Annotated in this window: 13 protein-coding genes; 9 read left to right on the top strand and 4 right to left on the bottom strand. The window is 73.1% G+C overall.

Annotated features, from left to right (window positions below; translation table 11 throughout):
* Positions 1-14 precede the first annotated feature (14 nt).
* Positions 15-845, bottom strand: coding sequence for a tryptophan 2,3-dioxygenase family protein (locus AB0O82_RS06355; RefSeq protein WP_363580750.1), 831 nt, complete (start codon positions 843-845; stop codon positions 15-17).
* 215 nt (positions 846-1,060) lie between these two features.
* On the opposite strand from AB0O82_RS06355, the gene AB0O82_RS06360 reads away from it, so the two are divergent.
* Entirely contained in the window at positions 1,061-1,504 is a 444-nt protein-coding gene (locus AB0O82_RS06360; protein WP_063347413.1) for an Lrp/AsnC family transcriptional regulator, read from the top strand.
* A gap of 108 nt (positions 1,505-1,612) precedes the next feature.
* The gene (locus AB0O82_RS06365) at positions 1,613-2,158 is read left to right on the top strand and encodes an NAD(P)H-dependent oxidoreductase (RefSeq protein ID WP_363580752.1); all 546 of its coding nucleotides are present in this window, start codon (positions 1,613-1,615) and stop codon (positions 2,156-2,158) included.
* 31 nt (positions 2,159-2,189) lie between these two features.
* Here AB0O82_RS06365 and AB0O82_RS06370 read toward each other — a convergent pair whose 3' ends face one another.
* A complete protein-coding gene (locus AB0O82_RS06370; protein ID WP_363580754.1) occupies positions 2,190-2,822 on the bottom strand; it encodes a MarC family protein in 633 nt (210 codons plus the stop codon).
* 200 nt (positions 2,823-3,022) lie between these two features.
* Between AB0O82_RS06370 and AB0O82_RS06375 the strand changes: the two genes are divergently transcribed.
* From AB0O82_RS06375 to AB0O82_RS06385, 3 genes are all read left to right on the top strand, one after another.
* On the top strand, positions 3,023-3,583 hold the full coding sequence (locus AB0O82_RS06375) for a DoxX family membrane protein (protein WP_363580756.1): 561 nt from the start codon (positions 3,023-3,025) through the stop codon (positions 3,581-3,583).
* A gap of 151 nt (positions 3,584-3,734) precedes the next feature.
* On the top strand, positions 3,735-4,367 hold the full coding sequence (locus AB0O82_RS06380) for a hypothetical protein (RefSeq protein WP_363580758.1): 633 nt from the start codon (positions 3,735-3,737) through the stop codon (positions 4,365-4,367).
* Between the two features lie 363 nt (positions 4,368-4,730).
* On the top strand, positions 4,731-6,560 hold the full coding sequence (locus AB0O82_RS06385) for a glycosyl hydrolase family 18 protein (RefSeq protein WP_363580760.1): 1,830 nt from the start codon (positions 4,731-4,733) through the stop codon (positions 6,558-6,560).
* A 145-nt stretch (positions 6,561-6,705) separates the two neighbouring features.
* Here the strand turns inward: AB0O82_RS06385 and AB0O82_RS06390 are convergent, their stop codons facing one another.
* The gene (locus tag AB0O82_RS06390) at positions 6,706-7,266 is read right to left on the bottom strand and encodes a MarR family transcriptional regulator (protein WP_363580762.1); all 561 of its coding nucleotides are present in this window, start codon (positions 7,264-7,266) and stop codon (positions 6,706-6,708) included.
* A gap of 146 nt (positions 7,267-7,412) precedes the next feature.
* Here AB0O82_RS06390 and AB0O82_RS06395 point away from each other — a divergent pair, with 146 nt between their 5' ends.
* From AB0O82_RS06395 to AB0O82_RS06410, 4 genes are all read left to right on the top strand, one after another.
* Complete coding sequence (locus tag AB0O82_RS06395; protein ID WP_363580764.1) at positions 7,413-8,717, top strand: MFS transporter; 1,305 nt, start codon at positions 7,413-7,415, stop codon at positions 8,715-8,717.
* A gap of 231 nt (positions 8,718-8,948) precedes the next feature.
* Positions 8,949-10,577 carry a phospholipid carrier-dependent glycosyltransferase gene (locus AB0O82_RS06400; protein WP_363580766.1) on the top strand — a complete coding sequence of 543 codons (1,629 nt, stop codon included), beginning with the start codon at positions 8,949-8,951 and terminating at the stop codon, positions 10,575-10,577.
* A gap of 50 nt (positions 10,578-10,627) precedes the next feature.
* Positions 10,628-11,344 carry an ABC transporter permease gene (locus AB0O82_RS06405; protein WP_363580974.1) on the top strand — a complete coding sequence of 239 codons (717 nt, stop codon included), beginning with the start codon at positions 10,628-10,630 and terminating at the stop codon, positions 11,342-11,344.
* Between the two features lie 313 nt (positions 11,345-11,657).
* Complete coding sequence (locus tag AB0O82_RS06410; protein ID WP_350878273.1) at positions 11,658-12,248, top strand: TMEM165/GDT1 family protein; 591 nt, start codon at positions 11,658-11,660, stop codon at positions 12,246-12,248.
* A 17-nt stretch (positions 12,249-12,265) separates the two neighbouring features.
* Here the strand turns inward: AB0O82_RS06410 and AB0O82_RS06415 are convergent, their stop codons facing one another.
* Positions 12,266-13,408 carry a peptidoglycan-binding domain-containing protein gene (locus AB0O82_RS06415; protein WP_363580768.1) on the bottom strand — a complete coding sequence of 381 codons (1,143 nt, stop codon included), beginning with the start codon at positions 13,406-13,408 and terminating at the stop codon, positions 12,266-12,268.
* Between the last annotated feature and the right edge of the window lie 148 nt (positions 13,409-13,556).

Genomic DNA, 13,556 nt, shown 5'->3' on the forward strand with positions numbered 1-13,556 from the left:
GCCCATCCCCTCGTTCACAGCTCGTCCCGGATCGTCCACAGCTCCGGGAACACGTCCTGCTCGGCGGACCTGCGCAGCCAGCTCAGCCCGCTGGAGCCGCCCGAGCCGGGCTTGCCGCCCATGGTCCGCTTGACCGCGGACAGGTGGCGCTGGCGCCAGCGGGTGACCCGCTCGGCGACGTCCAGCAGCGCCTCGGCGAGCGGCCGCAGTCCGGCGTGCTCCGGGTCGGTGTAGACCAGGCGCCAGGCCGCGGCGACCTCGTCGCTGGCGCGGTAGCGCTCCTCGGAGGGCTCCGGGCGCAGCGGCAGGCCGCGCCGTGCCAGCAGGGCCAGCGCGTCGTCGTACAGGCCGGGGGAGCGCAGCGCCTCGGTCAGCTCGGCCTGCGTCCGCGGCATCCCGTCGTACATCGTGAGCAGTGCGGCGTTCTTGTTGCCGAGCAGGAACTCCAGGTGCAGGAAGGCCGCGGACTGGAAGCCGGAGGCCTGGCCGAACGCCGCGCGGAAGCCGTTGAACTCCTGCGGCGTCATGGTGGCCAGCAGGTCCCAGGACTCCACCAGCACGTCCTGCACGTGGGTGCCGCGCCGCAGCGCGGCCAGTGCGGCGGGCAGGTCGTCCTCGCGCAGCGCGCGCTGGGCGAGCGTCCACTCGTGCCGCAACAGGTCGAACAGCAGCTCCATCACCTGCGTGGTGACGATGAACGACAGCTCGGCCGGCACCTTGCTGCGCGGGTGCTGCAGGCTGTGCAGCTCGTCCAGGCACACGTAGCGGGCGTACGGGGTGCCCCGATCCGGCTCCCCGCGCCGACCGAACGACAGGCTGGGCGTCTCCACCGTGTCGTGCCCCATCCCGATTCCTCCTGATCCACCCGGGCCCGTCGCCCGGACCGGCGACCAGACGGATGGCCTGGTTCCACCGGGGTGCCCATTGTGCGGCGGTGCGACCCCCCGGTTGAATGGTCGACGGACACCGCAACCGCGATCCGGGCTGTTGTTCGCGAGGCGTTCGGCCGATTCGCTTTACGATCGCGAAACCACCCGTTCCAGTCACTCCGGGAGCCGCCATGGACGCCGTCGACCGCCGCCTGCTGGCCGAGTTGCAGACCGACGCCAGGCTCTCCTACAACGAACTCTCCCGCCGGGTGAGCCTGTCCGCACCCGCGGTGGCCGAACGGGTCCGCCGACTGGAGTCCGACGGCGTGATCACCGGGTACCACGCCCACGTGGACCTCAGCCGGGCCGGACTGCCGATCACCGCGCTGGTCCAGATCCAGTGCTACGGCCCGCGCTGCGTGCTGCGCGACCCCCAGGTGGCTGCCTGGCCGGAGGTGCTCCAGTTGCACCGGGTCACCGGAGGGGCCTGCTGCGCGCTGCTGGTCGCGGTGCCCACGATGGCCGATTTCGAGGCCCTGTGCGACCGGCTCGGCGGCTACGGCCAGCCGTCCAGCTCGATGATCCTCTCCAGCCCGGTGCCCTGGCGGCCGGTGGTCGCGCCCGCCGGGGCGTAGGAGCCGTAGCGCCACAGCGCCACAGCGCCACAGCGCCACAGCGCCACAGCGCGATGGCGCCGTCGCGACCGCAGTGCGGCCCGGGGCCGGAACGGTAGGTTCCTCGGCATGCCGAACGAGCGCCACATCCTGCTGCTGCCCGGGAGCCTGCGGGCCGGTTCCGCCAACGAGACGGTGCTGCGCACCGCCGCCGCCGTGGCCGCCGCCACCCCGGGCCTGCGGGCCACCTACTACGCGGGGCTGGCCGGCCTGCCGCACTTCAACCCGGACCACGACACCGACCCGCTGCCCGGGCCGGTGGCCGCCCTGCGCGCCGCCGTCAGGGCCGCCGACGCGCTGCTGGTCTGCACCCCCGAGTACGCCGGGACGCTGCCCGGCTCCTTCAAGAACCTGCTGGACTGGACGGTCGGCGGGACGGAGATCGCGGACAAACCCGCCGGCTGGATCAACGCGGCGGGCCCGGGCCGGGGCCAGGGCGCCGAGGCCACCCTGCGCACCGTCCTCGGTTACACCGGCGCGGCGGTGGTGGACGGGGCCTGCGTCCGCATCCCGCTGGACCGCGGGGCGGTCGGCCCGGACGGGCTGGTCGCCGATCCGCTGGTGCGGGAGCGGATCGGCGAGGTGCTGGCCCGGCTGGCGGCGGCCGCGGCCTGACGGGTGGCGGTCTGACGGGCGGCGGCCGGGCTCAGTGCCCTTCGGGCAGGTGGACCCCGAGCCCGGCCAGGCCGGTCAGGAACAGCTCCACGCCGACCGCCGCCAGCAGCAGCCCGAGCAGCCGGGAGAGCACCTCCAACGAGGTGCGGTGGGTGCGCTGCATCAGCGGCGCCAGCAGAGCCACGCAGACGTAGTTGATCACCACGACCGCGAGGTAGGCCCCGCCGATGGTGGCCTTCCAGCTCCAGTCGTTGCGGGCGAGCGAGGCGACCAGCACGGCGGTGACCGCGAGCGGGCTGGCGATGTACGGCAGCAGCAGTTCGCGGATGCCGTCCACCATCGGGTTCGGCAGGTGGTCGTCGTCCTCGTTCTCGCCGCCGAGGTGGACGCCGAAGACCAGCGCGACCGCGTAGATGAAGAAGATCGTCCCGCCCGCGAGCTGCAGCGACTGGTCGCTGATGTGGAAGAGCGTGGTGACCTCGTCCGCGGTGAAGCCGAGCACCAGGCCGATCACCGCCGAGATGATCGTGCTCCACGCCGCCAGCCGTCGCAGTTCCCGGGTGCTCCGGGTGGAGGCCAGCCGGGCGAAGGCCAGCAGGACCTTGGGCGGGCCGACCACGGCGAAGAAGGTGATGAAGGCGCTGCTCAGATTGAAGACGAACATGCGCCAAGCATGACCGCGGTGGCCGGTGCGGCCGCTCCGCCACGCCACGCCCCGCGGTCGGGCGTGGCGTGAATCTCGCCGGGGAGCGGTTCATTCCCGGTCGCCGACGAATTCGCCCGGATGGCCGTCCTGGCTCGAACGGGTGCGCGCTCTCGGCTCCCATGGAAGTCGGATCACCTCCCCGGGAACGAGGATGCGACATGTGTCTGAACCGTAAGGACCTGGGCCTGCTGGCCCTGCGCGGCGCGGTCGGCGGGGTGCTGATCGCGCACGGCACCCAGAAGCTGTTCGGCTGGTTCGGCGGCGGAGGCCTGGAGGGCACCGCCCAGGCGATGGAGCACATGGGCTTCCACCCGGGCCGGCAGAGCGCCATCGCGGCGGGCGCCGGTGAGGCGGGCGGCGGCGTGCTGCTGGTCGCCGGGCTGGCCACCGGCGCGGCCGGCGCGGTGGTGGCCGGGACGATGGCCGGCGCGGTGGCGGTGCACGCCCCCGGGGGCTTCTTCGCGACCTCCGGCGGCTACGAGTACCCGGCCTTCCTCGGCGCGGCCGGGCTGGCGCTCGGCCTGGCCGGTCCGGGGCGGTACTCGCTGGACCACCTGACCTGTCACGTCCTCGACCAGCCGTGGATGGGCCTGGTGGCCTTCGCGGGGTCCGTCGCCGGGGCGTACGGCGTGGTGGCGCGGCGCCGGCACGTGGTGCGGCTGCGCGAGGAGCGGGCCGCGATGGAGGCGGACGAGCAGGAGGGCTCGGGGCTGTCCTGACGCGCCGGCGGCCCCCGGGCGGCCCTCGCCGGCCTGCTCGCCCCGGTCACCCGGAGGCACCAGTCCTGCTGGCGGCCCCCGGGCGGCCCTCGGAGGGTGGTCGGGAAGGCGTGCCGGGCAGCCCGGCGCCGGGGCAGAAACGAGGGACCGCATGGACCGCCTGGACCGCATGGACCGCCAGCCGCTCACCCGGATCGGTTCGAGGCCGCGGATCACCGCGCGGCAGCTGGACGCGCCGGTGCGCCGCCAACGCCGGGCGGTGGCCGGGGTGTTGGCCGCCACCATGGTCGCCGCGGCGGCGCTGGCGGGCTGCTCCTCCGGAAAGAGCGCGAGCAGCGTGGCCACCTCGGCCTCCGCCGCGATCGAGCGGGGCGCCTCGGCCGCGGCCTCCGCCGCCTCGGCGCTGGCCTCGGTGGCGGGCGGGGCGGGGGCGGTGATCGCCTCGGCGGAGGCGCGGGCCTCGGCGGCGGTGTCGGCGGCCTCCTCGGCGGTCTCCGGGATCAAGGGCGGGCTGGACGCCAAGGGGGACGTGGCCGTCGGGGCGGTGAGCACCGGCTCGGACGGCAGGGCGCAGGTGGAGCTGACCGTCACCAACCACGGGCAGCAGTCGTACCGGTACGTGATCCAGGTCGACTTCACCGACGACTCCGGCACGGTGCAGGACGCGACCGCGGTGACGGTCCAGGACGTGGCGGCCGGCCGGAGCGCCCAGGCCACCGCGCGCAGCAACCGGGACCTCTCGGGCAGCCTGAAGGCCGTGGTGGCGAACGCGCTGCGCTACTGACTTCCCCGCCACTGACTTCCCCCACTGACTTCCCGCTGCTGGCTCGCAGGTCAGCGCGGGTGCCGGGCGGGGGCCGAACCTTAAGCGCGGCTCAAGGCCCAACGGGACCCCTTGACGGGGGAGTTGGTCTAGTCCATTTTTATTGCCCAGGTGCAGGGAGCCCCTGAACCGGCGTCAACGGCCTCGTGCCGCGGGCGCCGGTTCGGCACATCCCGGTGTCCGTCCAGGCCCGATCCCGCTGATCCCGCTCGATTCCCCGCACGATTCCCCGCACTGAGCTGTCATGTCCCGGTCGCCCGACCCCACCTCGGGCGCACCCCCACGGGACGACGGAAAACCCCCACAACCAGGAGTCACGCACCCATGCTGCGTTCACGCATTGAAAGGGCCGGGACCCCGGCTCCGACGGGCGGCCGTCGACGCCGCCCGAAGAGCCTGGCCGCCGTCGCGGCCGGCACCGCCGCCTCCGTGCTGCTCGGCGCGGGCCTCGCGCTGACCGGCGGCGCCGCGGCCAACGCCGCGACCACCAACACCACCGGCGCGGCCGCCACCAGCGGCGGCATCAAGGTCGCCTACTACGACCAGTGGTCGGTCTACGCCAACGCGTACTACCCGAAGACGATCCAGGACACCGGCGTGGCCGGGAAGCTCGACTACCTGATCTACGACTTCGCGAACATCCACCCGACCGACCTGGGCTGTTTCGAGGCGACCAAGGCCGCCGACACGAACGACAACAACCCCAACGCGGGTGACGGCGCGGCCGACGCGTTCGCCGACTACCAGAAGAGCTTCGGCGCGGACATCTCGGTCGACGGCGTCGGCGACGTCTGGAACCAGCCGATCGCGGGCAACTTCAACCAGCTGAAGAAGCTGAAGGCGAAGAACCCCAACCTCAAGATCCTGCTCTCGATCGGCGGTTGGACCTACTCCAAGTACTTCTCGCCGGCCTCCGCCACGGACGCCTCGCGCAAGCACCTGGTCTCGTCCTGCCTCGACATGTTCATCAAGGGCAACCTCCCGAGCGACGCCGGCTACGGCGGCCCGGGCTCCGGCGCCGGCATCTTCGACGGCATCGACATCGACTGGGAGTACCCGGGCGGCGGCGGCCACACCGGCAACATCTCCAGCCCGGCCGACAAGCAGAACTTCACGGCGCTGCTGAAGGAGTTCCGCACCCAGCTGGACGCCCAGGGCAAGGCCGACAACAAGACCTACGCCCTGTCGGCGGCGGTCGGCGCCGGCCAGGACAAGATCATGAACGTCGAGACCGACAAGATCGGTCAGTACCTCACCTTCCTCGACGTCATGACCTACGACATGCACGGCGGCTGGGACGCCCAGGGGCCGACCAACCACCAGGCCGCGCTCTACGCGGGCCCGAACGACCCGTCGACCCCGGTCAAGCCGGGCCACGGCAAGTACTCGATCGACAACGCCATCAAGGCGTGGACGGTCGGCGACGCGGACTACGGGATCCCCGGCGGCTTCCCCGCCAACAAGATCAACATGGGTGTGCCGTTCTACTACCGCGGCTGGACCGGCGTCCAGAACAACGGCAAGAACGGCCTGTTCCAGCCCGCCGCCAGCCCGGCGACCGGCGCGGCGATGTCCGGCAACGTCCCCGGCATCCAGATGTACAAGGAGCTCGCGGGCTTCGTCGACAACCCGTCCAGGACCTTCTGGGACGACGACGCCAAGGCCACGTACTTCTACGACGGCAACACCTTCTGGAGCGGTGAGGACACCCGGTCGATCCAGGCCAAGCTCGACTACGCGCACTGCAACGGCCTCGGCGGCTCCTTCGCCTTCTCGCTGTACGACCTGGGCACCAAGACCGGCCTGTTCGACACGATGGTGAACGCCACCAACGGCTCCGCCGCCGGTTGCCCGGCCCCGCCGACCGGCACCCCGAGCAGCACGGCGACCCCGACCCAGACCCCAACCGGCACGCCCACGGGCACGCCGACCGGCACCCCCACGGGTACCCCGACCGGTACCCCCACCGGCACCCCGACCTCGCCGGCCGGCTGCCCGGCCGCCCCGAGCTGGGACGCCAACACCACCTACGCGGCCGGCGGCACCAAGGTCTCGTGGAAGGGCCACTACTACACCAACAAGTGGTGGACCAAGGGCGATGACCCGAGCCAGAGCGGCCAGTGGGGCGTCTGGACCGACAACGGCGCCTGCTGACCCCTCGGGCGGCACGGACTGAGGGCCTGACGGACCCTCGCAGCACCTGAACCAAGCGGTCCGGCCCGCCGGGGGAGCACCCCCGGCGGGCCGGACTCGTTGCGTTTCGGGGGCGCGACCCGGGGGCGCGACCCGGGCGCGCGGCTCAGGCCAGGTCGGCGGTGCGCCCGAGCGCGTCCGGCTGGCTCTCCTCGATCCGCCGCAGCATCCGCGCCAGCATCGCGGACAGCACGGCCCGCTCCTCGCCCGTGACGTCCTGGAGCAGCTCCTCCTCGAACACCGCCGCCATCCGCATCGACTCCAGCCACTTGTCGCGGCCGTTCTCGGTCAGCTCGATGATCACCCGGACCCGGTTGGTCTCGTCGCGCTCCCGGGTGACGAGGTCCTCGGTCACCATCCGGTCGATCCGGTGCGTCATCGCGGCCGGGGTGAGCCCGAGCCGCTTGGCCAGCTCGCCCGGTCCGAGCTGGTACGGGCTGCCGGAGACCACCAGTGCCTTGAGCACCTCCCACTCGGCGGCCGTGATTCCCAGCACAGTCAGCTGCCGGTCGTAGGCCACGCCCATCCGCCGGGCGACCCGGGACAGGGTCTGCACGATGGTCTCCACCTGGGGGTCGACGGTGGGGAATTCCCGCTGGTAGACGGCCACCTGCTCGGTGATGCCGAGCTCCCTGGCGGTGGCCGGCGGGGGCTTGTCCGTAGTCATGCGGACCAGTGTCGCACGGGGGCGTGCATCTCTTAAGCCTTTGACTCCACACTCTTCCAGTGCTAAGAATTTATCTTGTCAAACTTTAGCTCTGAAATCTTCTGGACTTAAGAGTATCCAGTTGAATCCAGGAAGGGATGTGCACGGTGACCGGCACGGTGAAGCAGCAGGGGCGGCAGCGACGCGGGGCGGGCGGCCCGCTGCGCCGCGTCCAGATCGGCAACGCGCTCAGCGCGTTCGGCAGCGGCTTCACGATGCCGTACATGTTCGTGTACGTGGACCAGGTGCGCGGGCTGGGTTCGCTGGCGGCCGGGATGGTGTTCACCGTCTTCGCGCTGGCGGCGCTCGCCGTCCTGCCGTTCACCGGTCGCGGCATCGACAGGTACGGCCCCCGTCCGGTCCTGCTGGCCGGTACGGCGCTCGCCGCCACCGGCGCGTTCGCCTTCGGCCACGCCACCGGCACCCCGGCCCTGCTGGTCTCCTCCTTCCTGTTCGGCGCGGGTGTCACCACCTGCCAGCCGGCGCTCGCCACGATGATCGTCCGCTGCTCGACGGCCGCGACCCGCTCGCACGCCTTCGCGCTCCAGTTCACCCTGGTCAACCTGGGCATGGGCATCGGCGCCCTGGTCGGCGGCCAGATCGTGAACGTCGCCGACCCGGCCAGCCTCACCCGGCTGTTCACCATCGAGGCGGCGACCTTCCTCGGCCTGGCCCTGGTCACCGGCACCGCCCGGATGCCGGCCAACCCGCTGATCCCGCTCCAGGAGAAGAGCGACGGCCCGACCGGCCTGCGCGCGCTGGTCGCCGACAAGGCGATGCTGCGGCTCTGCGTGCTCGCCGGGCTGATCTTCTTCACCTGCTACGGCCAGTTCGAGTCCGGCGTCGCTGCCTTCGCCACCGACACCGTCGGCACCGCGCCCTCCACCCTGGGCTTCGCGATCGGCGCCAACGCGCTGACCATCGTCGTCCTGCAGATGTTCATGGTGCGGATCACCGCGCGCCGCCGCCGCACCACCGCGATGGCCGCGGCCGGCGTGGTCTGGCTCGGCGCCTGGGCGATGGCCCTGGTGGCCGGCCTGATCCGGACCGAGACCATGGCCGCCACGGTCGCGATCGTCTCGATCTACGCCCTGTTCGGCGTCGGCGAGTCGCTGCTCGCGCCCACCATGGGCCCGATCGTCGCCGACCTCGCCCCGGCCCGGCTGCTCGGCACCTACAACTCCGGGTACGCCCTGGTGAAGCAGATCGCCATCGCGGTCGGCCCGGCCGTCGGCGTGCTGCTGGTCGGCTCCGGCACCTGGCCGCTCTACCTCGCGGCCATGGCGGGCTCCACGCTGCTGGTCGTCGTCCTGGCGCTGCGGCTGCGCCCGTACCTCACGCCGGAGCAGGACAACGCGGCCCCGGCCGTGGTCCGCACCACGGTCGTCCGGGAGTTGCAGACGGCGGCGTGACCGCCGACGGGGGGCTGTGGGCGGCTGCGTGACCGCCGACGGGGGTTGCAGACGGCGGCGTGACCGCCGATCGAACAGGCGTGTCGACGGGCGCCGACCGGGTCACCTGGTCGGCGCCCGTCGCGCTTGGCTTCGCGACCACCGCCACATAGTGTCAGTGGCTGTTGGCCGCCCGGCCCGGTCGGTACAGGAGACCCGGCCGGCACAGGAGACAGGCGAATCGGCGAGGCAATGACGCAAGCGGCGCTCACGCACCCCCCGGCGGCCCAGGCCCCGGCCCCCGCCGCCCCGGCACCGGCCCGGGGCCGGCTGCTCCGCCTGTCGGCCGACTGGTCCGGCTGGCTCGGGCCGATCGGCGTCGCGCTCTTCGCGGGCCTGCTGCGGTTCTGGAACCTCGGCTACCCCAACGCCTTCGTCTTCGACGAGACGTACTACCCCAAGGACGCCTGGTCGCTGCTGCGGCAGGGCTACGAGGGCAGCTGGCCGGACCACGCCAACGCCGACGTCCTGGCCGTCCCGCAGCACATCCCGCTCACCTCCGCGCCCGAGTTCATCGCCCACCCGCCGCTCGGCAAATGGGTGATGGCGATCGGCGAACAGCTGTTCGGCCTGCACCCCTTCGGCTGGCGGTTCATGACCGCCCTGCTCGGCACCGTCACCGTGCTGATGCTCGCCCGGATCGGCCGCCGGCTCTTCGGCTCCACCCTGATCGGCTGCACGGCGGCCCTGCTGATGGCGGTCGACGGCCTCCAGCTGGTGATGAGCCGGGTCGGGCTGCTCGACGGCATCCAGATGTTCTTCGTGCTCGCCGCCTTCGGCAGCCTCCTGATCGACCGCGACCACGTCCGCGCCCGGCTGGCCGGCATCACCGACGGCGACGGCGACGGCGACCGCGTCCGGCTCGGCCTGCGGCCCTGGCGGATCGCCGCCGGGGTGCTCCTCGGCGCCGCCTGCGCCGTCAAGTGGAACGGCGCGATGATCCTCGCCGCCTTCGGCCTGCTGACCGTCCTGTGGGACCAGTCCGGCCGACGCGGGGCCGGCGCCCGCCGCCCCTGGCGCTCGATGCTGCGCCGCGACGCCGTCCCCGCCTTCCTCGCCATGGTCGGCTCCGCCCTGGTGGTGTACGTCGGCGCCTGGGCCGGCTGGCTCGCCGGCGGCGGCAACGGCGAGGGCGGGTACGACCGGCACTGGGCCGACGGCCGCCCCGGCCTGTCCCCGGACACCTTCCTCGGCGTCCCGCTGCCGCAGGTGTCGATGAGCTGGGTGCCCGCGCCGCTGCGCAGCCTGTGGCACTACCACTCGCAGATGTACGACTTCAACACCGGGCTGAGCACCCCGCACACCTACCAGTCCAACCCCTTCAGCTGGCTGGTCGTCGGCCGCCCCGTCTCCATGTACTGGGAGCAGGTCCCGAACGGGCAGCACGGCTGCACCGCCACCGGCGGCTGCGCGTCCCAGATCCTCGGCCTCGGCACCCCGCTGCTCTGGTGGACGGCCTGCTTCGCCCTGGTCTACCTGCTGTGGCGCTGGTTCTTCCGCCGGGACTGGCGCTCGGGCGCCGTGCTGTGCGCCGTCGCCGGGATCTACCTGCCCTGGTTCCAATACCAGGAGCGGACCGTCTTCTCCTTCTACATGGTCGTCCTGGTGCCGTTCCTGTGCCTGGCCGTCGCGCAGATGCTCGGGGCGATCCTCGGCCCGGCCGGATGCAGCCCCGAACGCCGCCGGATCGGCGCGGCCGGCGCCGGGCTGATCGTGCTCGCCATCGTCGCCTGCTTCGCCTTCTTCTACCCGCTGTACACGGCGGAGGTGATCCCGATGACGTCCTGGCAGGACCGGATGTGGTTCACCAGCTGGATCTGACACCGGTGACCCTGTCCGCCGCGGGCGGCCAGCTGCTGCCCGTCACCCCGATGCTCGGGGTGGTCACCGCCGCCCTGCTGCTGGCCGCCGTCGCGGTCGCCGGCCGGGGCCTGCTCGGCCACGGGCACGCGGTGCTGCGGGCCGGACTGCGCGCGGTGGTGCAACTGGCCGCCGTCGCCGCGGTGATCAGCTGGGTGGTCGGCTCGCTCTGGTGGTCGGCGCTGTTCGTGCTGCTGATGTTCACCGTCGCGGTGCGCACCGCCGGGCGGCGGATGACCCCCGGCCCCGGCTGGGTCTGGGCGGCCGCGCCGATCGGCGCCGGCGTGCTGCCGGTGCTCGCCCTGCTGCTGGCCGTCGGGCTGCTGCCGGCCAAGGGCCTGTCCGTCATCCCCGTCGCGGGCATCCTGATCGGCGGCGCGCTCACCGCCACCTCGCTGGCCGGGCGGCGCGCCCTCGACGAACTGCGGCAGCGCCGCGGCGAGGTGGAGGCGGCCCTGGCGCTCGGCTTCGAGGACCGCGACGCCCGGCTGGAGATCTGCCGCACCGCCGCCGCGACCTCGCTGGTGCCCGCCCTCGACCAGACCCGGACGGTCGGCCTGGTCACCCTCCCCGGCGCCTTCGTCGGCATGCTGCTCGGCGGCGCCTCGCCCGTCCAGGCGGGGGCGGTGCAGCTGTTCGTGCTGGTCGGGCTGCTGGCGGTGGAGTCGGTGGCGATCGTGGTGGTGCTGGAGCTGGTCGGCCGGGGGCTGGTGAACGCGGGCTGGTGAGCGTGGGTTGGTGAGCGTGGGTTGGTGAGCGTGGGGTACCGGGCCGGGGCGGGTGCCGGACGGGGGCGGGGACCGGGCCGCCTTGGGCACCGGACGCGGTCGGGTACCCTTGAGCACGTTGAAGGGGAGTAGCCCTCCACCGGACCGTCGACATACTGGCCCTCACGGGCCCGGCGCCCGGGGCACCCGATCCTCCGGGGTCGGTGCCGGCGAGACCTTCGGCCGCAGTGCTGTGACCATGACCAGTGCTGTCGGGCCGAAGCGTCCCCTGACGGACCTGCGGAGGCCGGGCAGCCCGACCGAGGGACCCTTTCTGATGAGTTTGACCGTGGCCGCGCTGACGTTCGGCATCATCTTCCTGGCCGAACTGCCGGACAAGACCGCGCTGGCCAGCCTCGTACTCGGCACCAAGTACCGTGCCAGCTACGTCTTCGCGGGTGTCGCCGCCGCGATGGGCGTTCAGGTCGTCCTCGCCCTCGCCGCCGGGCACCTGCTCTCGCTGCTGCCGCACCGCTGGGTGGAGGGCGTCACCGGCGTGCTGTTCCTGGCCGGCGCGGCCATGCTGCTGTTCCACGGCGGGGGCGACGACGAGGAGGGGCACGCCGCCAAGGAGCCGTCCTCGAACAGCTTCTGGAAGGTGGCCGGGGCCAGCTTCGTGGTCGTCGCGGTCGCCGAGTTCGGCGACCTGACCCAGATCATGACCGCCAACCTGGCCGCCAAGTACGCCGATCCGCTGGCCGTCGGCCTCGGCGCCTGGCTGGCGCTGTGCGCGGTCGGCGGACTCGCCATCGTGGGCGGGCAGAAGCTGCTCAAGTACGTGCCGATGAAGCTGATCATCCGGGTCGCGGCGGCGATCATGGTGGTGCTGGCGGGCATCAGCATCTTCGGGGCGATCACCGGCTGACCCCTTGTTCGCGGGGCTCAGCAGCCCGGGTCGGCCTCCAGGGCGGCCCGGGTCTTCGGGCCGTAGACGTAGGTCTCGCCCTTGATCCGGTTGCTGGTCTGGTAGTCGCCGAGCACCGACCTGGTCCAGAAGTCGAAGGTGCCAGTGATCATCGACTTGTCGACGTATCCGCACTCGGCCGCCCACAACCGCTGCTGCATGTCCTTGACGTCAGCGCCGGTCATCCCCATCTGGAGCACCCGGGTGGTCGGGGTCGGCGTCGGGGTGGGGGTCGGCGTCGGAGTCGGCGTGGGCGTCGCGGTGGTGGGGGTGGGCGTGGGTGTCGGGGGCGCGGTCGGGGCGGAAGCCGGGGCCGGGGGAGCGGCGGCCGGGGCCTGGGTGGTCGGCGTCGGCGCCGGGGTGGCCGTCTTCGTCGGGCTCGGCTTGCGGGTGGGGGACGACGTCGGACTCGGCGCCTCGCTGGTCGGCGGCGGGGTGGCCGGGTCCGTCGGTGCCGGGGCGGTCGGCTCCACCGGCGCGGGCGCCAGGGTGGTGGGCAGCGGCTGCGCCTGCCGGGTCGTCGGCGCGGGCGAGGGCGTCACCGCGTACGCGATGCCGATGGTGAGCGCGACCAGGCCGGCGCCCACCCCGGCCAGCAGCAGCTTGTGCCGGGCCAGCGGGTTCTGCGTGGCCTGCTCGGCGGCTCTGCGCGCGGCCCGGCCGCTGACGGGCTCCGGCTCGGGCCCGGGCGTCGCGTGGTCGAAGGGGAAGACTCCGAGGTCGCCGCCGGACGCGGCCTGCGGGGCCGTCGCCACCGCGTAAGCGCCCGGCCCGGAGGCGGGCACCGGCGGCAGCACGGTGGTGGCGTAGGCGTCGGCGTCCGGCCCCAGCGGGGGAACCACGGGCGGGGCAGCGGCGGGCGGGGGCGCGGCGGGGTGGACGGGGGTCGGCTGTCCCGGGGCGACCGGCGGCAGGACGGCGGTCGCGAACGGGTCGACGGCGGGGACGTCCGCCACGGGCTCCTCGGCGACCTGGCCGACCGCCTGCGGCACGTACGGGCGGACCAGCGGCGGGCCTTCGAGGTGCGGGAGGACGGCCGTCTCGGTGAGGCTCGGGTCCGGGACGCAGCCGCACCCGGTGGAGCGTGCGGTGCCGCACGTCGGGCAGTGCTGGTCCGGCATCGGCCGGTCCTCCTCGGTTCTCGGGCGGTCTCCGTGCCCCGGGGCGGTTCCCGGGCTCACGATCGCGCCTGATTATGCAGGACGTCCCGGAGGGGGGACAGGGGCGTCCGGACCCGGGCGGGGGTGTTGTGCCGGTTGGTGGCGGTTG

The sequence above is a fragment of the Kitasatospora sp. NPDC088264 genome, from assembly GCF_040685715.1.
GTDB lineage: Bacteria > Actinomycetota > Actinomycetes > Streptomycetales > Streptomycetaceae > Kitasatospora.

Excerpts from the sequence above, each read along its gene's own strand:
- AB0O82_RS06380 (WP_363580758.1), top strand. The coding sequence starts at position 3,735 with ATGGACCGCCTGGACCGCATGGACCGCCAGCCGCTCACCCGGATCGGT.
- AB0O82_RS06400 (WP_363580766.1), top strand. The coding sequence starts at position 8,949 with ATGACGCAAGCGGCGCTCACGCACCCCCCGGCGGCCCAGGCCCCGGCC.
- AB0O82_RS06405 (WP_363580974.1), top strand. The coding sequence starts at position 10,628 with ATGCTCGGGGTGGTCACCGCCGCCCTGCTGCTGGCCGCCGTCGCGGTC.
- AB0O82_RS06375 (WP_363580756.1), top strand. The coding sequence starts at position 3,023 with ATGTGTCTGAACCGTAAGGACCTGGGCCTGCTGGCCCTGCGCGGCGCG.
- AB0O82_RS06390 (WP_363580762.1), bottom strand. The coding sequence starts at position 7,266 with ATGACTACGGACAAGCCCCCGCCGGCCACCGCCAGGGAGCTCGGCATC.
- AB0O82_RS06385 (WP_363580760.1), top strand. The coding sequence starts at position 4,731 with ATGCTGCGTTCACGCATTGAAAGGGCCGGGACCCCGGCTCCGACGGGC.
- AB0O82_RS06365 (WP_363580752.1), top strand. The coding sequence starts at position 1,613 with ATGCCGAACGAGCGCCACATCCTGCTGCTGCCCGGGAGCCTGCGGGCC.
- AB0O82_RS06370 (WP_363580754.1), bottom strand. The coding sequence starts at position 2,822 with ATGTTCGTCTTCAATCTGAGCAGCGCCTTCATCACCTTCTTCGCCGTG.
- AB0O82_RS06360 (WP_063347413.1), top strand. The coding sequence starts at position 1,061 with ATGGACGCCGTCGACCGCCGCCTGCTGGCCGAGTTGCAGACCGACGCC.
- AB0O82_RS06355 (WP_363580750.1), bottom strand. The coding sequence starts at position 845 with ATGGGGCACGACACGGTGGAGACGCCCAGCCTGTCGTTCGGTCGGCGC.
- AB0O82_RS06415 (WP_363580768.1), bottom strand. The coding sequence starts at position 13,408 with ATGCCGGACCAGCACTGCCCGACGTGCGGCACCGCACGCTCCACCGGG.